Origin of the sequence: Enterobacter sp. DNB-S2 (assembly GCF_019443845.1) — a bacterium.
GTDB classification, from domain to species: Bacteria; Pseudomonadota; Gammaproteobacteria; order Enterobacterales; family Enterobacteriaceae; genus Enterobacter; species Enterobacter asburiae_B.
The window spans coordinates 3,812,358-3,831,119 of sequence record NZ_CP050520.1; the positions used below are offsets into that span (position 1 = coordinate 3,812,358).

At 56.8% G+C, this 18,762-nt stretch carries 16 protein-coding genes and 1 tRNA gene; 8 read left to right on the plus strand and 9 right to left on the minus strand.

Translation table 11 applies throughout. The annotated features are described in order from the left end of the window. Window positions 1-1,590, plus strand: a complete 1,590-nt coding sequence (gene yejF / locus HB664_RS18235) for a microcin C ABC transporter ATP-binding protein YejF (protein WP_217071588.1) — start codon at window positions 1-3, stop codon at window positions 1,588-1,590. A 3-nt stretch (window positions 1,591-1,593) separates the two neighbouring features. Here yejF and HB664_RS18240 read toward each other — a convergent pair whose 3' ends face one another. From HB664_RS18240 to rsuA, 3 genes are all read right to left on the minus strand, one after another. Further along, window positions 1,594-1,938, minus strand: coding sequence for a YejG family protein (locus HB664_RS18240; protein WP_028013883.1), 345 nt, complete (start codon window positions 1,936-1,938; stop codon window positions 1,594-1,596). A gap of 279 nt (window positions 1,939-2,217) precedes the next feature. Beyond that, window positions 2,218-3,414, minus strand: a complete 1,197-nt coding sequence (locus HB664_RS18245) for a Bcr/CflA family multidrug efflux MFS transporter (RefSeq protein WP_219939952.1) — start codon at window positions 3,412-3,414, stop codon at window positions 2,218-2,220. A gap of 15 nt (window positions 3,415-3,429) precedes the next feature. Beyond that, the gene (rsuA, locus tag HB664_RS18250; protein ID WP_045354252.1) at window positions 3,430-4,137 is read right to left on the minus strand and encodes a 16S rRNA pseudouridine(516) synthase RsuA; all 708 of its coding nucleotides are present in this window, start codon (window positions 4,135-4,137) and stop codon (window positions 3,430-3,432) included. A gap of 281 nt (window positions 4,138-4,418) precedes the next feature. Here rsuA and HB664_RS18255 point away from each other — a divergent pair, with 281 nt between their 5' ends. Both HB664_RS18255 and rplY read left to right on the plus strand, forming a co-directional pair. After that, window positions 4,419-6,179 (plus strand): DEAD/DEAH box helicase, encoded by a 1,761-nt coding sequence (locus HB664_RS18255; RefSeq protein ID WP_219939953.1) that lies wholly within the window; start codon window positions 4,419-4,421, stop codon window positions 6,177-6,179. Window positions 6,180-6,304: 125 nt separating this feature from the next. After that, window positions 6,305-6,589, plus strand: coding sequence for a 50S ribosomal protein L25 (rplY, locus tag HB664_RS18260; protein ID WP_023312497.1), 285 nt, complete (start codon window positions 6,305-6,307; stop codon window positions 6,587-6,589). Window positions 6,590-6,641: 52 nt separating this feature from the next. On the opposite strand, the gene yejK is transcribed toward rplY, so the two are convergent. Further along, window positions 6,642-7,649: a nucleoid-associated protein YejK gene (gene yejK, locus HB664_RS18265; RefSeq protein WP_008500957.1), complete on the minus strand. Its 1,008-nt coding sequence runs from the start codon at window positions 7,647-7,649 to the stop codon at window positions 6,642-6,644. A gap of 134 nt (window positions 7,650-7,783) precedes the next feature. Between yejK and HB664_RS18270 the strand changes: the two genes are divergently transcribed. The 3 genes from HB664_RS18270 (at window position 7,784) to HB664_RS18280 (ending at window position 9,940) form a co-directional block, all read left to right on the plus strand. Further along, on the plus strand, window positions 7,784-8,011 hold the full coding sequence (locus HB664_RS18270; protein ID WP_008500958.1) for a YejL family protein: 228 nt from the start codon (window positions 7,784-7,786) through the stop codon (window positions 8,009-8,011). A 19-nt stretch (window positions 8,012-8,030) separates the two neighbouring features. Beyond that, window positions 8,031-9,791: an LPS biosynthesis-modulating metalloenzyme YejM gene (gene yejM / locus HB664_RS18275; protein ID WP_047060568.1), complete on the plus strand. Its 1,761-nt coding sequence runs from the start codon at window positions 8,031-8,033 to the stop codon at window positions 9,789-9,791. Between the two features lie 72 nt (window positions 9,792-9,863). Next, a tRNA-Pro gene (locus HB664_RS18280) sits at window positions 9,864-9,940 on the plus strand. Window positions 9,941-9,976: 36 nt separating this feature from the next. Here the strand turns inward: HB664_RS18280 and HB664_RS18285 are convergent. Both HB664_RS18285 and HB664_RS18290 read right to left on the minus strand, forming a co-directional pair. Next, the gene (locus HB664_RS18285) at window positions 9,977-11,164 is read right to left on the minus strand and encodes an MFS transporter (protein WP_219939954.1); all 1,188 of its coding nucleotides are present in this window, start codon (window positions 11,162-11,164) and stop codon (window positions 9,977-9,979) included. Window positions 11,165-11,302: 138 nt separating this feature from the next. Further along, complete coding sequence (locus HB664_RS18290; RefSeq protein ID WP_182930992.1) at window positions 11,303-11,563, minus strand: DUF2534 family protein; 261 nt, start codon at window positions 11,561-11,563, stop codon at window positions 11,303-11,305. Window positions 11,564-11,772: 209 nt separating this feature from the next. Between HB664_RS18290 and eco the strand changes: the two genes are divergently transcribed. Beyond that, entirely contained in the window at window positions 11,773-12,276 is a 504-nt protein-coding gene (gene eco / locus HB664_RS18295) for a serine protease inhibitor ecotin (RefSeq protein ID WP_033146052.1), read from the plus strand. Between the two features lie 135 nt (window positions 12,277-12,411). Here eco and mqo read toward each other — a convergent pair whose 3' ends face one another. Next, a complete protein-coding gene (gene mqo, locus HB664_RS18300; protein WP_032646585.1) occupies window positions 12,412-14,061 on the minus strand; it encodes a malate dehydrogenase (quinone) in 1,650 nt (549 codons plus the stop codon). Between the two features lie 187 nt (window positions 14,062-14,248). Here mqo and HB664_RS18305 point away from each other — a divergent pair, with 187 nt between their 5' ends. Then, window positions 14,249-15,538, plus strand: coding sequence for a SulP family inorganic anion transporter (locus HB664_RS18305; RefSeq protein WP_219939955.1), 1,290 nt, complete (start codon window positions 14,249-14,251; stop codon window positions 15,536-15,538). On the opposite strand, the gene mgtE is transcribed toward HB664_RS18305, so the two are convergent. Both mgtE and HB664_RS18315 read right to left on the minus strand, forming a co-directional pair. Then, window positions 15,501-16,937, minus strand: a complete 1,437-nt coding sequence (gene mgtE, locus HB664_RS18310) for a magnesium transporter (RefSeq protein WP_219939956.1) — start codon at window positions 16,935-16,937, stop codon at window positions 15,501-15,503. The genes HB664_RS18305 and mgtE overlap by 38 nt on opposite strands. A 148-nt stretch (window positions 16,938-17,085) precedes the next feature. Beyond that, window positions 17,086-18,729: a multidrug ABC transporter permease/ATP-binding protein gene (locus HB664_RS18315; RefSeq protein ID WP_182383820.1), complete on the minus strand. Its 1,644-nt coding sequence runs from the start codon at window positions 18,727-18,729 to the stop codon at window positions 17,086-17,088. Between the last annotated feature and the right edge of the window lie 33 nt (window positions 18,730-18,762).

The window sequence follows — 18,762 nt, forward strand, 5'->3', positions numbered from 1 at the left end:
ATGACCCAGCCTCTTCTCAGTATTGATAACCTGTCGATTGCTTTTTCTAAGCAGGACGAGACGCGCACCGTGGTCACCGACCTGTCGCTGCAGATCCAGACCGGGGAAACGCTGGCCCTGGTGGGCGAGTCGGGTTCAGGCAAGAGCGTTTCGGCACTCTCCATCCTGCGCCTGTTGCCGTCCCCACCGGTGAGCTACCCGCAAGGGGATATTCTGTTTCACGGCAGCTCGCTGCTGCATGCCGACGAACATACCCTGCGCGGCATTCGCGGCAACAAAATCGCGATGATCTTCCAGGAGCCGATGGTTTCCCTCAACCCGCTGCATAGCCTCGAGAAACAGCTCTATGAAGTGCTCTCCCTGCACCGGGGGATGCGCAAAGAGGCCGCGCGGGGAGAAATTCTGGACTGTCTGGAACGAACGGGCATACGCAATGCGGCCAAACGGCTGAATGATTTTCCGCACCAGCTCTCCGGCGGCGAACGACAGCGCGTGATGATCGCTATGGCCCTGCTCACGCGACCCGAGCTGTTGATTGCCGACGAGCCCACAACGGCGCTGGACGTGACGGTACAGGCGCAAATACTGACGCTGCTGCGGGAACTGCGTGACGAGCTGAACATGAGCCTGCTTTTTATTACGCACAACCTGAGCATTGTGAGAAAGCTGGCCGACAGCGTCGCGGTGATGCAAAACGGACGATGCGTTGAACAGAATAGCGCGTCCACGCTGCTGAGCGCGCCGCAGCACCCCTATACGCAGCGTTTGCTCGACAGCGAACCCTCCGGCGACCCGGTTCCGCTCGCGGCTGACAGCACACCGCTGCTGCGCGTTGAGGATTTGTCCGTCTCGTTCCCGATCCGCAAAGGTATTCTGCGGCGCATCGTCGACCAGAATCCGGTGCTGAAAAACATCCGCTTCTCGCTGCGCCCGGGAGAATCTCTGGGGCTGGTGGGCGAATCCGGTTCCGGCAAAAGTACCACCGGTCTGGCGCTGCTGCGCTTAATTGCCTCCCAGGGCGAGATCCTCTTTGACGATATGCCGCTGCACCGCTGGAACCGCCGTCAGATGCTGCCCGTGCGGCCCCGCATGCAGGTGGTGTTTCAGGATCCCAACTCCTCGCTTAACCCCCGGCTCAGCGTGTTACAGATTATCGAGGAGGGTCTGCGCGTGCATCAGCCCGGCCTGAGCGCTCAGCAGCGAGAGCAGGAAGTTATGCGGGTGATGGCCGAAGTGGGCTTAGATGCCGGGACGCGCCACCGCTATCCGGCTGAATTCTCCGGCGGGCAGCGCCAGCGTATCGCCATTGCCCGCGCGCTGATCCTGAAGCCGGAGCTGATTATTCTGGATGAACCGACGTCGTCGCTGGACAGAACCGTTCAGGCGCAGATCCTGGCGCTGCTGAAAGGGCTTCAGGAAAAGCACCGGCTGGCCTATATCTTTATCAGCCACGATCTACAGGTGGTGCGGGCGCTATGCCATCAGGTGATTGTGTTGCGACAGGGAGAAGTGGTCGAGCAGGGAGAGTGCCAGCGCGTATTTAGCGCGCCAACGCAGCGCTACACGCGCCAGCTGTTGTCGGCAGACTAGCGGTCAGAACGGGTACTGGCCGGAGAAAGGCTCCGCGATGGCAACGCCAAAATTCTTCAGACGGCAGGTGGCGGCAAACTCGTCCTGGCTCTTCACGAACAGGCACGGCTCACCTTCACACTCCAGCACGGAGCTGTCCACTTCGATATCCGTCAGGGCCTGACTGAGACGCTCCATCACCCGCCATGCATTTTCGTCGCTCGGGCTCAGCAGCTTGAGTGCCACCAGGCAGTTTTCACAGCCCGCGACGCTTTGCGGAATCGGTTCAACTTTCGAACCTGCAAAACCCGCCGACCAGCGATAGCTCTGGGGCAAGCGATGGACAATGGAGAGTTGTAATGTATTCACGTTCGTTCCCCGGAAGCAAAATTTACTTCACAATTTATTTACATTTATAGTAACACATCATCGCCAGCCTGCACTATTCAGCGCTTTTTTATCGATATCCAGGCTTGCGTCGGCGCTATATGTACCCGTTTCTGCGATCTAACTCAACCTTTTTGAATACAATGATGTGACTTTTTACACAAATAGATTTTACATAAAATAAACAAACACGGAATAAACGAACGGGGGTTTGGTTGATATGCATCAACAAAAAAGGCCCTGCCGGGCCTTCTCTGTATTTTAGTGGGCCGCTTTTCGCGTTCGACTGGCGTAAAGATAGAAAAGTATCGAGCTGGTTGCGCAAAAAGCCATCGCCCACAGCATGGGCCATGCCGTCGTAAAGGTAGCCATTGAAAGCAACGCTCCAACGATAGCGCCGATGCCGAAGCGGAACGTCCCCGCCAGGGAAGAGGCGGTGCCCGCCATATGCGGAAACTCATCCAGGATCACCGCCATCGCATTAGATGACACCATCGACACGCAGCCGACAAAGGCCGCCACGCCGACCACCAGCGCCCAGAAGCCCACGCCCAGAAACGCGCTCACCACCAGCCAGATAGCCATCACAAACTGGATCCACAGCCCGGCGCGGAACATGTTCAGCGCCCCCACCCGCCGTACAAAACGGCTGTTGATGATGGTCATGATGAACAGGAAGACGATGTTAAGCGCGAAATAGTAGCCGAAGTGCTGCGGCGAAACGTGGTTCAGCTCGATGTAGACAAACGGCCCGGCGCTCAGGAAGGAGAACATCCCGGCGAAGCTGAACCCGCTTGCCAGCATGTAGCTGAGCACGCGCTTGTGGCGAAACAGCGAGGCAAAGTTGCCTATTGTGGTTCGGATGTGGAATTTCTGACGGCGCTCGACGGGAAGCGTTTCATCAATAAAGAAGAAGATCATCGCCGAGGCCAGCAGCGCGGCCAGGGCCAGGATCCAGAAAATCACATGCCAGCTAAACCACACCAGCACCGCACCACCGGCCATCGGGGCCACCAGCGGCGCAATCGTCGTCACCAGCATCACGAACGACATCATGCGGGAGAACTCTTCCTTCGGGTAGATATCGCGCATCAGGGCGTTAATCACCACGCTTGCCGCAGCCGCCGCCAGACCGTGGAAGAAGCGCATGATAATCAGATGATCGATGGTCTGCGCCAGCGCACAGGCCACCGCTGCGGCTGCAAAGACCAGCGTCCCGCCCAGAATAACGGGCTTGCGTCCAAGGCTGTCCGCCATCGGGCCATAAAACAGCTGGCCGAGGGCAAAGCCGAGAATATAGGTGCTGAGCGTCATCTGCGCGCTGCCCGCCGGAACGCCAAACTGCGCGGAAATGACCGGCAGCGCGGGCAGGTACATATCAATAGACAGCGGCATCAGCATGGCCAGCAGGCCAAGAATGAAGACGATTTTGAACGACGAGTGTGGCCTGGTGGTCACAGAGCTCTCCTGAAATTAGTGCGAAGGCAGACCGACGCTGGCGATCTCTTCTTCCGTTAACGGGCGATATTCGCCTGGCGCCAGGTCGGGATCGAGTTCGATCGCACCAATCCGCTCACGATGCAGGCCAACAACGTGGTTCCCCACCGCGGCAAACATACGTTTCACCTGATGGTAGCGCCCTTCGCTGATGGTCAGACGGACCTCCGTCGGCGCGATCACCTCAAGCACGGCGGGTTTGGTCAGATCTTTTTCATTATGCAGCTGAACGCCTTTCGTGAATTGCTCTGCCGTGTCATCCGACACCGGCGACTCCAGCGTGACCAGATAGGTTTTCTCGCAGTGGTGACGCGGGGAAGTAATGCGATGCGACCACTGCCCGTCGTCGGTCATCAGCACCAGACCCGTGGTGTCGATGTCGAGGCGGCCTGCGGCGTGCAGCTTGTGCGCCACCGGTTCGTCGAGGAAATAGAGCACCGTCGGGTGATCGGGATCGTCCGTTGAGCAGACGTAGCCTTCCGGCTTATTGAGCATGAAGTAGCGCGGACCGTGCTGCTGGGTCAGCGGATTGCCGTCATACTCCACCTGATGGTCAGGTTGCAGTTTGAACGCGCTGTCTCTCACAATGTCGCCATCCACGGTAACGCGGCTGGCGCGAATTTCGCGCCCGGCAATAGCGCGGCTTACGCCGAGTTGCTGAGCGATAAACTTATCAAGTCGCATGAAATCTTTTTAGCCTTAATGGTGCTGGAAGTCGGACAACAGGTCCGAAAAAAGAAGCAGTCTGGAACGGTTCAGTATAATGGTCTGGTTGCGTCACTCAAGGGAAAAAGTTTCGTGGCATACTATCTATACCCTAAATAATTCGAGTTGCATGAAGGCGGCAAAGGAGTGAATCCCCGGGAGCTTACATAAGTAAGTGACCGGGGTGAACGAGTGCAGCCAACGCACAGGCAACTTGAAGTATGACGGGTATATGTGCGGAATAACGAAACCGAGACCCTATGACTTTTACACTTCGTCCCTATCAGCAGGAAGCCGTTGACGCCACCCTCGCCTGGTTCCGTAAACATCGCGAGCCGGCGGCGATTGTGCTCCCGACCGGCGCAGGCAAAAGCCTGGTCATCGCCGAACTGGCGCGTCTGGCCCGTGGTCGCGTGCTGGTGCTGGCACACGTCAAAGAGCTCGTCGCGCAAAACCATGCCAAGTATTGTGCGCTTGGGCTGGAAGCCGATATTTTCGCCGCCGGGCTAAAGCGCAAAGAGAGCCACGGCAAAGTGGTCTTCGGCAGCGTGCAGTCGGTGGCGCGCAATATGGAGCTGTTTCGCAGCGAATTTTCGCTGCTGATTGTTGACGAGTGTCACCGCATCAGCGATGACGACGACAGCCAGTATCAGCAAATCCTGGCTCACCTGAAAGCGGTGAACCCTCACCTGCGTCTGCTGGGCCTGACGGCGACCCCGTTTCGCCTGGGGAAAGGCTGGATCTATCGCTACCATTATCACGGCATGGTGCGCGGCGATGAGAAGGCCCTGTTTAGCGACTGCATTTACGAACTTCCGCTGCGCTACATGATTAAACATGGCTACCTGACGCCGCCTGAACGGCTGGATATGCCGGTGGTGCAGTACGATTTCAGCCGTCTGCAGGCGCAGAGCAACGGCTTATTCAGCGAAGCGGATCTCAACCAGGAGCTGAAAAAGCAGAAGCGTATTACGCCGCATATCATCAGCCAGATTGAGGAGTTCGCCGCGACGCGCAAAGGGGTGATGATCTTTGCCGCCACGGTTGAGCACGCGCGAGAAATCACCGGACTACTGCCCGCCGGCGACGCGGCGTTAATCACCGGCGAAACGCCTGGTCCGGAGCGCGACGGCCTGATTGACGCCTTTAAAGCCCAGCGGTTCCGCTATCTGGTAAACGTGTCGGTATTGACCACCGGCTTTGACGCCCCGCACGTCGACCTGATCGCCATTTTGCGCCCGACCGAATCGGTCAGTCTGTATCAACAAATTGTTGGCCGCGGCCTGCGCCTGGCCCCGGGAAAAACCGACTGCCTGATTCTGGATTATGCAGGTAACCCGCACGATCTCTATACGCCTGAGGTCGGCGCGCCAAAAGGAAAAAGCGACAACGTGCCCGTGCAGGTCTTTTGCCCTGCCTGCGGTTTTGCCAACACCTTCTGGGGAAAAACCACCGCCGACGGTACGCTGATCGAACACTTTGGCCGCCGCTGTCAGGGCTGGTTTGAAGATGATGACGGGCATCGCGAGCAGTGCGATTTCCGCTTTCGGTTCAAAAACTGCCCGCAGTGCAACGCCGAAAACGACATTGCCGCCCGCCTCTGCCGGGAATGCGACACGGTGCTGGTTGACCCGGACGACATGCTGAAAGCGGCGCTAAAGCTGAAAGATGCCCTGGTGCTGCGCTGTTCCGGCATGGCACTGCAGCCCGGCGCCGATGAAAAAGGCGAGTGGTTGAAAATCACCTATTACGACGAAGACGGGGCGGACGTCAGCGAGCGCTTCCGGGTTCAGACGCCTGCCCAGCGAATGGCCTTCGAACAGCTGTTTATCCGCCCGCATACCCGCACGCCGGGCGTGCCCCTGCGCTGGATAACCGTCGCCGATATCGTGCGCCAGCAGGTGTTATTACGCCATCCGGATTTTGTCGTCGCCCGTAAGAAAGGCCAGTTCTGGCAGGTGCGCGAGAAGCTCTTTGACTACGAAGGTCGCTTCCGTCGCGCCAACGAATTGCGCGGTTAGCGGGACTTTTCATTGATGTGAGGGGCATTTGAGTATAAAATGCCGCCCGCTTCACATCCGTGAGGCAGAACACTCACCTGCTGCTGGGTCGCCTGTAGCAGGGTTTTAAATACAGAGAGAAATCAATGTTCACTATCGAAGCAGAAGTACGTAACGTGCAGGGTAAGGGTGCGAGCCGCCGCCTGCGTAACGCTAACAAGTTCCCGGCTATCGTTTACGGTGGCGAAGCTGCTCCAGTTGCAATCGAACTGGATCACGACAAACTGTGGAACCTGCAGACCAAAGCTGAATTCTACAGCGAAGTTCTGACCATCGTTGTTGGCGGTAAAGAAGAAAAAGTGAAAGTTCAGGCTGTTCAGCGTCACGCGTTCAAGCCAAAACTGACTCACATCGACTTCGTTCGCGCGTAATCGCAAACACGTCGAAAAAAAACCCCGCTTCTGCGGGGTTTTTTTATGGCTGTTATTTCCCGCCCGAGGTGCGGCGCTGAAGCTGATCGCGCAGGTTCGGCGGCGTACCTTTAATGGTCAGCGTATCGGTGGCCGGATCCCAGAAGATGCGCTCACCCAGCAACATCGCGTCAAAGTTGATGGTTAACCCACCGCCGCTGCCGGCAAACTTGGTTAACTGACGCAGCGTACTGCGATCCGCCGGGAAGCTCTCTTCAAGCTCATAGCCTTTCTCCGCGGTGAATTCCTGGAAGCTGACTTCGCTGACGCCCGCCAGCTCTTTTGACAGGGACTCCAGCTCGATCTCCTCCCCTGCCTGCAGCTGTTCGTTGCAGTAGCTGTAAACCTGCTGGCGCACGGTCTGGCGCTCAGATTTATCGAGCTGCGCTTCAGCCGTGAAGTCGTCAACCGCCTGGAGCAGCCCTTTGTTCTGCGCTTTGGCGTTAAGACCTTCGCTGGCACCGAGGAAATCCATAAAGAAATCCGCCACTTTGCGGCCCACGCGCCCTTTCAGGAAAGTCAGGTAGCGGGTCGACTCCGGGTTAGTTTCCCATTCGGTTAAATCAATACGCGCCACGATATCCGCATGGTTGATATCCAGATAATGCGTTGAGCTGATATCCAGCTGCTCGTTCACGCGCATGCTGCTTAAGTTATTCAGCACGGTAACCAGCAGATACTCGACCGCCAGGTAGCGATAGTGGCAGAACAGCACGATCCCGCCGTCGGCGAACGGATATTTCGCCAGCTCGTCGCGCAGACGCCCGGTGGCGGCGCGGCTAAACGCCAGGAAATCCTCTTCGCCCTGACGCTGCAGGCGCAGGCTATCGGCCAGTTCACTCTCTTCGCTGAACAGGCCATAGGCTTTATTTTTGGCACTGTAGACGCGATGCAGCTCTGCCATCATCTCCACCACGGTCGCCGTGGGTTCCAGTAACGAATCGCGCAGCACCACTTCAAGGGTTTGCTCATCACGCTTGATAAGCTGGTGCAAGGCAATCTGGTTGATTTCCAGACTCATGATAAACTCTCCTTTTAGACCGGGCGGTATTCAACCACCACCAGGACATGTGTGCAACAACAGATAAAAAAGGGGAAAAAAAGCTGTTGCTACGGTAATATGTTGCCCTTTCATCAACAAACTGATTTTGATTTATGCCACAACATTCCCGCTACAGTGATGAACACGTTGAACAACTGCTCAGTGAGCTGGTCAACGTACTGGAAAAACATAAAACGCCGACCGATCTCTCCCTGATGGTTTTGGGAAATATGGTCACCAACCTGATTAACACCAGCGTTGCTCCGGCTCAGCGTCAGGCGATCGCAAAATCGTTCGCCCAGGCTTTACAGTCGTCCGTCAGCAACGACCCGGCCCATTAAGGGATACGAACAACAGTTTATGGTGACGAATCGTCAGCGCTACCGTGAAAAAGTCTCCCAGATGGTCAGCTGGGGGCACTGGTTTGCCCTGTTCAACATTCTGCTGGCGACGGTCATTGGCTGCCGTTATCTGTTTGTCGCAGACTGGCCAACAACGCTAACCGGGCGTATCTACTCCTGGATAAGCGTTGTCGGTCACTTTAGCTTTTTGGTTTTCGCCACCTATCTGCTGATCCTGTTCCCCTTGACGTTTATCGTCATGTCGCAGCGTCTGATGCGGTTCTTGTCCGCCATCCTTGCGACGGTGGGGATGACGCTGCTGCTTATCGACAGTGAAGTGTTCACCCGCTTCCACCTGCACCTCAACCCCATCGTCTGGGAACTGGTGATTAACCCCGACCAGAACGAAACGGCCCGTGACTGGCAGCTGATGTTTATCAGCGTCCCTGTGATCCTGCTGATTGAGATGCTGTTCGCCACCTGGAGCTGGCAAAAACTCCGCAGTCTGACCCGGCGACGCCATTATGCGAAGCCCGTCGCCGCGCTCTTTTTCGTCTCCTTTATCAGTTCGCACATCATGTATATCTGGGCGGATGCGAACTTCTATCGCCCTATTACCATGCAGCGCGCGAACCTGCCGCTCTCGTACCCGATGACGGCCCGTCGCTTCCTCGAGAAACACGGTCTGCTTGATGCGCAAGAGTACCAGCGCCGTCTTATCGAGCAGGGCAACCCGGAAGCCGTCAGCGTTCAGTATCCTCTGAGCGACCTGAACTACCGCGATATGGGGCGCGGGCAAAACGTCCTGCTGATCACCGTCGATGGCCTGAACTATTCCCGTTTCGAGAAGCAGATGCCTGCGCTGGCCGCTTTCGCGAGTCAGAACGTCTCGTTTACTCAGCATATGAGCTCCGGTAACACAACCGATGCGGGCATCTTTGGCCTCTTCTATGGCATTTCAGCCGGCTACATGGACGGCGTACTGTCTACCCGCACGCCTGCGGCGCTGATCACCGGGCTGAATCAGCAAGGCTATCAGCTAGGGTTGTTCTCCTCCGATGGCTTTAACAGCCCGCTCTACCGCCAGGCGCTGCTGTCCGATTTCTCACTGCCGACGGCACAAAATCAGTCCGACGCGCAGACCGCCAGCCAGTGGATAAACTGGCTGCAGCGCTACGCCCAGGAAGATAACCGCTGGTTCTCATGGGTTGCCTTTAACGGCACAACGCTTGCCAACAGCAATAAGAGTGACTTTGCGCGCCGCTACGGTCGCGCGGCTGGCGATGTTGATGCGCAGATAGGCCGCGTGCTTGACGCGCTTCGCGAGTCGGGCAAGCTGGACAATACCGTGGTGATCGTGACCGCGGGCCATGGCATCCCGCTAGGTGACGAGACGAAGAGTATGAGCTGGTCTCGCCCGAATCTGCAGGTTCCGCTGGTGATCCACTGGCCAGGCACCCCGGCGCAGCGCATCAATATGCTCACCGAGCATAAAGATGTGATGACCACCCTGATGCAACGCCTGCTGCACGTCAGCACGCCAGCAAACGAGTATTCGCAAGGTCAGGATCTCTTCAGCGCCGCGCGCCGCCACAGCTGGGTGACGGCGGCGGGGAATAATACGCTGGTGGTGACCACGCCGAAGCTGACGCTGGTGCTGAACAGCAACGGGAATTATCAGACGTATAATCTGCAGGGCGAACGGTTGAAAGACCAGAAACCGCAGCTGAGCCTGCTGCTTCAGGTCCTGACGGATGAGAAGCGCTTCATCGCTAACTGATTAATAATAAACCAGTTAGCGACAGATTCCCTTGCATTCAAAACGGAATCGAGTAGTATTCTTTTTATGCGTCGGCACGTAGCGCAGCCTGGTAGCGCACCGTCATGGGGTGTCGGGGGTCGGAGGTTCAAATCCTCTCGTGCCGACCAAAAACATATTGAAAACCAGCCTGATGGCTGGTTTTTTTATTTCGCCTCGTCCGGCGTTTTGCGCAGATACACAAGCGTAGTCAGACAAATCACCGCTCCGGCATAAAACGTATATTCCGCGCCAAACGTTTCCCATATCGCGCCGGCTCCCACGCTGGCGATTAATAATCCCACGCCGCTGACCAGACTAAAAATACCGAAAGCCGTACCGCGCAGATCGGGCGGTGCGGTTTTAGCGATCATTGCCGCCAGTAGTCCCTGGGTCATACCCATATGTATTCCCCAAAGCGCGACGCCTAAAATGACCCCCATCCAGTGGCTGCTCAGCGCCAGAACAATATCTGCACCAATCAGCACCATTAGCCCCCACTGCAGAAGCCGGGTGTGGCTCATGCCATCAGAAAGTTTGCCAAAAGGGTAAGCGGAAAGGGAATAGAGTACGTTCATGACCACCATCACCAGCGGAATAAGGGCCAGAGGAACGCCCGACTGCTGCGCACGAAGGACGAGAAAAGCCTCGCTAAACCGGGCAAGCGTGAACACTGCACCAAGGCCAATCACCCACCAGCACGCTTTACCCAGCCGCCTTAAATTCTCTCGTTTAATGGGGTTTGTGCGTTTATGTTCGAGGGGAGTTTTCGGCTCCTGAAGGCCAAAATAGAGCAAGGCAACTGAAAGCAGACCGGGGATAAGGGCTATCCAGAAAACAGTGCGAAAGTCGTTGTCCAGCAACAGCATTAAGCTTACGGCCAGTAATGGGCCAAGAAATGCGCCTGTGGTATCCATTGACTGACGCAGACCATATGCCGCACCACGCATTTCCGGCGGCGTGACGTCTGCAACCAGCGCATCCCGCGGTGCGCCCCGTATCCCCTTCCCCGTACGGTCTATGAGACGTGCGCCTAAAACCATCCCGGAAGATGACGCTAATGCGAAAAGGGGTTTGCTTAGCGCCCCCAGACCATACCCTAGCAGGGCCAGCCCCTTACGTTGACCCAGGTAGTCGCTTATCGCCCCCGAAAAGACCTTAATAAAAAGCGCAGTGGCCTCCGCCAGCCCTTCAATCAGGCCGATAAACAGCACGCTCGTACCGAGGGTGGTCATCATAAAAAGTGGCAGCAGGCTGTGAATACTCTCTGACGAGATATCCATCAACATACTGACGCCTCCCACAACCCAGACGCCTTGGGGGATCTGGCTGAGCACTGGAAATCTGGAACGCATCTACCGCTCCTGCTTTAAAAACAGTTGCCTGAATGCTTACAGGATAGGATATCGCGGATTAAAAAAACCTGAGGAGAGTGGGATGAGACCATAAAAAAAGCCATCCGGCAGGATGGCTTAGTTATCGCAGGTCGACGCTTAATGCTTCTCACGTCCGCCCAGGAAGAAAATGCCCAGCGGGATGGCCAGCAGAACGGTGAACACCAGGCTGTAGACGAAGATCATCGCCGACTGCAGGACATACATGCTGGTTGTCCAGGCTGAGAGGGGAATATTGTACTGTTCGATAACGCCAACAATGGTTGCCCGCCCCACGCACGCGGCGGCAATCATAAATACGACCAGCAGCGCCATGAGGAACTTGCGGCCTTCAGGCGTTTTCAGTTTTGCACGAACCATCTCTCTTCCCTTTTACAGATGAATAACAATATATAGGGTCTAAAATAACACGAACTGGCACCCGACTCCACACCAGCATAAACAACCACTAAACAGGTAAATTAAAAGCGCATAACGCTACCCATAGTGAAAATGTAAGTAAATAACACCAATCATTCATCGTTGTTATGTTAACCTGCGCAAGATCGTTTTGACATAAAGGAATGACAATGAAAAACGCACCTAAATTTGCCATCGCCCTCATCGCCGCCGCGTGCGTCAGCAGCAGCGCTTTCGCCAGCGAAACCCCAAAACAGCAGCCGCTGGAAAAAGTGGCTCCGTACCCGCAGGCGGACAAAGGGATGAAGCGTCAGGTGATTCAGCTGCCGGTTCAGCAGGATGAAGCGAACTTTAAAGTGGAGCTGTTAATTGGCAAGACGCTGGAAGTGGACTGCAACCAGCACCGTCTGGGCGGTCAGCTGGAAAGCAAAACCCTGGAAGGCTGGGGTTACGACTATTACGTCTTTGACAAAGTGACCTCTCCGGTTTCCACCATGATGGCCTGCCCGGACGGCAAGAAAGAGAAGAAATTTGTAACGGCGTATCTGGGCGACAACAGTCTGTTGCGCTACAACAGCAAGCTGCCGATCGTGGTGTATACGCCTGAAAACGTGGAAGTGAAGTATCGCATCTGGAAGGCAGATGAGAACATCGGACAAGCCGTAGTACGTTGAAATTAAGTCGGGTGGCGGCTTCGCCTTACCCGACCAGGAAAGGGTGCGCTCTGGTGCCCTCACCCCAACTCTCTCCCACCGGGAGAGGGAGAAAACACTAAAAACGGTAACGGATGTTACCGTTTTGCTTTTACCTTACAGCGCGATATCCGCAACCGGTTTGTTTTCCGGCTGAGGCTTCAGCTCCGCTTTTGGCGCAGCATCCGCAGCCTGTGGCTTGATGTACTGCAGCTGCAGTACGCGGCTGGTGTATTCCAGCTCCTGCTCCGTCGCGCTCACGTTGCCGTTCAGCTTCGTGCCGTAGGATGGAATAATGGTTTTCAGCTTCGCCTGCCATTCCGGGCTGGCGACTTTGTCTTTAAACACTTTTTCCATCAGGTGCAGCATGATTGGCGCAGCGGTAGACGCGCCCGGTGACGCACCCAGCAGCGCGGCAATGGTGCCATCCTTATCGCTTACCACTTCGGTACCCAGACGCAGCACGCCACCCTCTTTCGGATCGCGCTTGATGATCTGTACGCGCTGACCCGCCTGCCACAGACGCCAGTCTTCTTTCTTCGCCTGCGGATAGTACTCTTTCAGCGCCTCGAAACGGTCGTCGTCAGAGAGCATCACCTGGCTAATCAGGTATTTCACCAGGTCGAAGTTATCCAGACCCACGTCCATCATCGGCTTGACGTTAGAGGTGGTCGTGGCGCTGAGCAGATCCCACAGGGAGCCATTTTTCAGGAACTTCGTGGAGAAGGTCGCGAACGGCCCAAACAGCACCACGCGTTTGCCGTCAAGCATACGGGTGTCGATGTGCGGAACAGACATCGGCGGTGCGCCAACGGAAGCCTGGCCGTACACTTTTGCCAGATGACGATTCACCACTTCCGGGTTATCGGACACCAGGAACTGGCCGCCCACCGGGAAGCCCGCGTAGTCGTCCGCTTCAGGAATACCGGACTCCTGCAGCAGCTTCAGCGCCGCGCCGCCCGCACCGATAAAGACAAACTTCGCCTTGATGACGTGCTCGGCTTCGTTGTTTTTCAGATCGGCGACGGTCACGCTCCAGCTGTTATCCGCGTTGCGCTTGAAGCCGCGCACTTCGGTGCTGAGCTGCAGGTTGAAGTTCTCTTTTTTCTTCAGAGACGTCACCAGCTGACGGGTAATTTCACCGTAGTTAACGTCGGTACCAATTTCGGTACGGGTCGCCGCCACTTTCTGGTTCGGGTCACGACCTTCCATGACCAGCGGAGCCCACTCTTTAATCTGCGCGTGGTCTTCAGAGTATTTCATCCCGCGGAACAGCGTGCTCTGCTGCAGAGCGGCGTAGCGCGCGCGCAGGAAGTTGACGTTCTGCTCACCCCACACAAAGCTCATGTGCGGCACGGTGTTGATGAAGGAGTGCGGGTCGTGCATCACGCCGCTGTTGACCTGATGAGACCAGAACTGGCGAGAAACCTGGAATGCTTCGTTGATCTCTACCGCCTTCTCGATACTAATGGAACCGTCCTTTTTCTGCGGCGTATAGTTCAGTTCCATGAGTGCCGAATGTCCGGTACCGGCGTTATTCCATCCGTTCGAACTCTCCTGCGCCACGCCATCAAGGCGCTCGACCATGGTCATAGACCAGTCCGGCTGCAGTTCTTGCAGATAGGTTCCCAGCGTGGCGCTCATGATACCGCCACCAATTAAAAGGACGTCCGTTTCCTGCTCTTTTGGTGCGTCAGCTTTCGCCGCCATGGAGACGGTGTTAAGCCCCACGGCCAGAGAAAAGAGCATGGCAGTCATTTTTTTCATAATTTATGCCTTAGTGTAAAAGTGCTTGATGCGTGGAAATTGCAGGTGAAAAAAGCTGCGGGGGCACGGTAACAACTTTTAAATATTGTTTAAAGGTTACGAAATTATTGTAATTGTGAAATTTAATGATGGATTGTTTGTGAGGAATTATCGATGCGTCTGGTAAAGCGCGGTTTTACTGGCTAGTATGTTGCGTTTTGTGATCGCGCGCACGGAAGCCTGCCCTAACCAGCGAACTGTTATGTCCCTACCCCATTCTGCTGTATCCCCCGAAGACCGCGTAGCCAACGTGCTGCGTTCCCCAAAGCGGCTGACGCGTGAAACGCTGGCTGGCGTGATTACCGCCCTGGCGCTGATCCCCGAGGTTATCTCATTTTCGGTTGTGGCGGGCGTTGACCCGAAGGTCAGCCTGATCGCCTCCGTGGTGCTGTGTCTTGCCCTGTCTGTACTCGGGGGCCGTCCGGCGATGGTCACGGCAGCGGCCGGTTCCGTGGCGCTGGTCATTGGCCCGATGGTGCATCAGCACGGCGTACAGTACATACTTCCCGCCGTGCTGATGGCGGGCGTGATTCAGATTCTGTTTGGCGTGCTGGGCATGGCAAGGCTGATGCGCTTTATACCTCAGTCGGTCATGACCGGATTTGTTAACGCCCTGGGCATTTTGATCTTCTTCGCTCAGGTGCCGCATTTCTGGAGCCGAAGCCCGCTGATTGTGGGCCTGTTCGTCCTGACGCTGCTGATCGTGCTGTGGGTGCCGCGCTATATCAAAAGCATCCCTTCCCCGCTGATTGCGATTGTTGTGCTTACCTTGTTCACCGTTTCAACCGGTCAAATCCTGCCGACCGTGGGCGATGAAGGCTCCATGAGCGGAGGTTTGCCGGGTCTTACCGAGCTGCTGGTCCCGCTCAATGTGCAGACGCTGAGCATTATCTGGCCGTGCGCGCTGAGCATCGCGTTTGTCGGCCTGCTGGAATCCCTGCTGACGGCAAAGCTGGTGGATGAGCTGACCTCGACACCGTCAGGTAAACGCCGCGAAAGCATTGGACTAGGCGTCGGCAATATTCTGGCCGGATTTTATGGCGGGATTGCAGGCTGCGCGATGATCGGACAAACCATCGTCAACGTGGAGATGGGGAAAGGTCGAAGCCGCATTTCAACCTTTGCGGCGGGCATTGTGCTGCTGATCCTGGTGACGGCGCTCAGCGACGTGATGGACAACATCCCGATGGCGGTGCTGGCGGGTATTATGGCGATTGTCGCCGTCAAAACCTTCAGCTGGCACAGCCTTCAGCCAGCCACGGTGAAAACGGCCCCGATAGCAGAAACGGTCGTCATGCTGGTCACCGTTGCCGCCACGGTATCAACCGGCAATCTGGCGATTGGCGTGCTGGGCGGGATTATCGTCATGGCACTCCTCCCCGCCCGCATTAAGCGTCGACTTAAAGCAGAAAAATCGTCGCCAGCCCAAGAAAAATAAAGAAACCGCCGGTATCAGTGATGGCGGTGATCATCACGCTCGACCCCACCGCGGGGTCGCGCCCCAGTTTGGTCATCGTCAGCGGGATAATGACCCCCATCATTGATGCCACCAGCATGTTCAGCACCATCGCCAGCATCATCACCCCACCCAGGGCCATATCGTCGTACAGCCACCAGGTGATGCCGCCCATAATCCCGCCCCACACCAGGCCGTTGATCAGCGCCACGCCCATCTCCCTGAAGATCAGAAAGGCGAAGTTACCGGGCTGAATATTTTCCAGCGCCAGCGCGCGGACGATCATGGTGATGGTCTGGTTTCCGGTGTTGCCGCCAATTCCGGCCACAATCGGCATCAGCGAGGCCAGCGCCACCAGCTGCGAAATGGTGTGTTCAAACCCGTCAATCACCCGTGAGGCGATAAACGCGGTGCACAGGTTAATAGCCAGCCACGCCCAGCGCGTTTTCACCGCCTTGCCGACAGAGGCATGGACGTCATCTTCGGCGCTGATCCCGCCGAGCGCGCGCAGGTCGTTGTCTGTTTCTTCATAGACCACATCAACGATCTCATCGATGGTCAGACGCCCCATCAGTTTGCCGACGGAATCCACGACGGCAGCACTCACCAGGTCGTCACGCTCGAAGGTACGCGCCGCTTTTTCCGCGTCGTCTTCCGGAGAGAAGACCATCGGCTCGTTTTCCATCACCTCGCTCACCTTCCGCTGGGTGCTGTTGAGCAGGATGGTTTTCAGCTCCAGCTCGCCGAGCAGGGTTTTATCCCGGGAAGTGACAAACAGTTTATCGGTGTTGTCCGGCATTTTGCCCAGGCGACGCAGATAGCGCTGCACGGTACCGAGCGTGACGTCCGGTCGCACCGTGATAACGCCGAACTCCATGATCGCGCCGACGCTGTTTTTCTCGTAGTGCATCACCTGGCGCACGCGCGCGCGTTCATCGGCAGGCAGCGACGCCAGCAGGCGACCGGTCAGGTTTCGCGGCAGGTGCTGAACGAGGTAAATCTGCTCGTCGATATCCAGGGTTTGCAGAGCGTCGAGAATATCCCGGTCGCTCATCTCGTCGATCAGGTCGTCCCAGACGTTTTCGGAGGCCTCAAGCAGCACCTGCCCGCGCTCGTGATCCTGCACCAGACGCCACAGGGCGTGGCGTTCTTCCGAGGGAAGCGCTTCAAGGGTATCCGCCAGATCCGGCGGGGGTAAATGAGCAACCAGCGCACCTACCTCAGCAATATCGTCGGCCAGGGTGCCGACATCATATTGCTCAGCCAGGGTGAGTTTGCCTAAAAGCGTAGAAGTGACCGCTTTATCGGTCGTGAGAAGCCAGATGAGTCGCGCGCGCTCCTGGTCACGCTGTCTGGCGCTGTTTTTCTTTAATACCGACATCAATCATAAATCCATTAAATGAGTTGGGGTTAAGCATAGCGCGGGGATATGTAAATAAGAATAAACAACGGGACGGGATGGAGAAAAAAGCGGCATCGCGGCAACGATTTATCCCCTCTCCCAGTGGGAGAGGGCCAGGGTAAGGGCATCAGGCCGTGCGCGCTACCGCGTCACGCGAGGCCGCATCGCGCTCTTCACCGGTCAGCTCGCTCAGCTTGCCGTCACGCATCTCCAGCAGGCGGTCAGCATGAATGAAGTAGTGATCGTCGTGGCTGATGGCGAAAATGGTTTTGCCCATCTCCTGCATCAGCGGCAGCAGCACCTGATAAAACTCGCGGCGGAAATGCGGGTCCTGATCGGCCGCCCACTCGTCCAGCAGGATGATGTCACGCTCTTCCGCCAGCGCCAGCAGCAGCGCCACGCGCTTTTTCTGCCCTTTGGACAGCTTCAGGTTGAGGATCTTCCCGTCCTGTAACTCCAGCTTGTGCGACATCTGCAGCTGCGCCAGCCATTTTTCCACCAGCGCAGGATTGGCCGGTTGCCCTTCCGGCCCCAGCAGTTGGTCAAACAGCCAGACGTCGGTGAACACCGCCGAGAAAAGCTTGCGGTAATCCTCGGGCTTCTCCGCGCTCAGCGCCCTGCCGTCCAGCAAAATCTCGCCCGACTGCGGCTGATAGAGTCCGGTCAGCAGCATCGCCAGCGTAGATTTACCGCTGCCGTTGCCGCCGATGAGGAACAGCAGTTCACCGCGGCGGAGCGTCAGGTTGACCGGCCCCACGGAGAAGGCGCTGTCCTGATAGCGAAACGTGACGTTACGCAGCTCCAGCGTCTGCCAGTTCGGGAAGGTCTGCGGGCGCGGGAATTCGGCTTTAAACGGCGCGAGATCGAATTTTTTGAGCTTATTAAAGGCCACCTGCGCACTCAGCAGGGTGGGCAACGCACCGACCGCCGAGAGCAGCGGCGTGCGTAAAAACAGCAGCGTCAGCGAGTAGGTTGCCGCGACGTTGGTGTCAGCCCAGCCCAGGCCGTTCGCCATCCAGAATACCAGGCCAATGGCACCCAGCATCATGATGTTTGACCAGTTCACCGCGCTCAGGTGGAAGGTATCGGCGCGAATAATATGATGACGGTATTCGCGCGCGTCCGGGATATAGAGATGATTAAAGATATGCTCGGCGCGCTCGCGGTTCAGGGTGAGCTCTTTGCGCCCTTCCAGCACCGTCTGGTAATCGTTGTAGAGCTTATCTTCGGTTTCGCGCAGCACCGCCATGTGTTTATAGACGCGCGACACCAGCATAAAGCCGCCCCAGATGGTAATGGCAATCCACAGGGCGGTCACCGCCAGCATTTTGCTGGAGAGCCAGGCGAGATAGGCAGCCGAGCCAAAGGTCAGAACGATCCCCTGCACCAGCTCCGGCAGCCGAACGAACGCGATGGTGATGGCGCGCACGTCGCTGGTCAGCCCCGCCAGCAGGGATGCGCTGCCGAGCTGCTCAACGCGCTCAACCTGAGTATCGAGGATCCGCTTGATAAACTCACTGCGCAAACGGAAAACGAAATGGTGCCCGAGCGCGGTCAGCGCCAGCTGGGAACCGAGCGTAACCGCCATCAACAGGAGCAGCAGGCCGAGAAACTCCGGCAGAACGGAGAGCGAGGTATCGACCATTTCAATCAACCGCACGTTGATAAACGCGATCAGGCCAATACCCAGCGCGGCGCTGGCGAGGCTTAACGCCATTACTGCGATGAAAGGCCAGCGATACTGGCGCCAGACGAGGAGAAGTAGTTGCATGCAGGCAATCCGGACAATAAAAATCAGCCAGCA

What these genes read in the sequence shown, in the direction of transcription:
- HB664_RS18290 (WP_182930992.1), bottom strand. Translation starts at nt 11,563, where the DNA reads ATGGTTCGTGCAAAACTGAAAACGCCTGAAGGCCGCAAGTTCCTCATG.
- mqo (WP_032646585.1), bottom strand. Translation starts at nt 14,061, where the DNA reads ATGAAAAAAATGACTGCCATGCTCTTTTCTCTGGCCGTGGGGCTTAAC.
- HB664_RS18315 (WP_182383820.1), bottom strand. Translation starts at nt 18,729, where the DNA reads ATGCAACTACTTCTCCTCGTCTGGCGCCAGTATCGCTGGCCTTTCATC.
- eco (WP_033146052.1), top strand. Translation starts at nt 11,773, where the DNA reads ATGAAAAACGCACCTAAATTTGCCATCGCCCTCATCGCCGCCGCGTGC.
- HB664_RS18255 (WP_219939953.1), top strand. Translation starts at nt 4,419, where the DNA reads ATGACTTTTACACTTCGTCCCTATCAGCAGGAAGCCGTTGACGCCACC.
- yejM (WP_047060568.1), top strand. Translation starts at nt 8,031, where the DNA reads ATGGTGACGAATCGTCAGCGCTACCGTGAAAAAGTCTCCCAGATGGTC.
- yejK (WP_008500957.1), bottom strand. Translation starts at nt 7,649, where the DNA reads ATGAGTCTGGAAATCAACCAGATTGCCTTGCACCAGCTTATCAAGCGT.
- yejF (WP_217071588.1), top strand. Translation starts at nt 1, where the DNA reads ATGACCCAGCCTCTTCTCAGTATTGATAACCTGTCGATTGCTTTTTCT.
- rsuA (WP_045354252.1), bottom strand. Translation starts at nt 4,137, where the DNA reads ATGCGACTTGATAAGTTTATCGCTCAGCAACTCGGCGTAAGCCGCGCT.
- HB664_RS18270 (WP_008500958.1), top strand. Translation starts at nt 7,784, where the DNA reads ATGCCACAACATTCCCGCTACAGTGATGAACACGTTGAACAACTGCTC.
- HB664_RS18305 (WP_219939955.1), top strand. Translation starts at nt 14,249, where the DNA reads ATGTTGCGTTTTGTGATCGCGCGCACGGAAGCCTGCCCTAACCAGCGA.
- HB664_RS18285 (WP_219939954.1), bottom strand. Translation starts at nt 11,164, where the DNA reads ATGCGTTCCAGATTTCCAGTGCTCAGCCAGATCCCCCAAGGCGTCTGG.
- mgtE (WP_219939956.1), bottom strand. Translation starts at nt 16,937, where the DNA reads ATGTCGGTATTAAAGAAAAACAGCGCCAGACAGCGTGACCAGGAGCGC.
- rplY (WP_023312497.1), top strand. Translation starts at nt 6,305, where the DNA reads ATGTTCACTATCGAAGCAGAAGTACGTAACGTGCAGGGTAAGGGTGCG.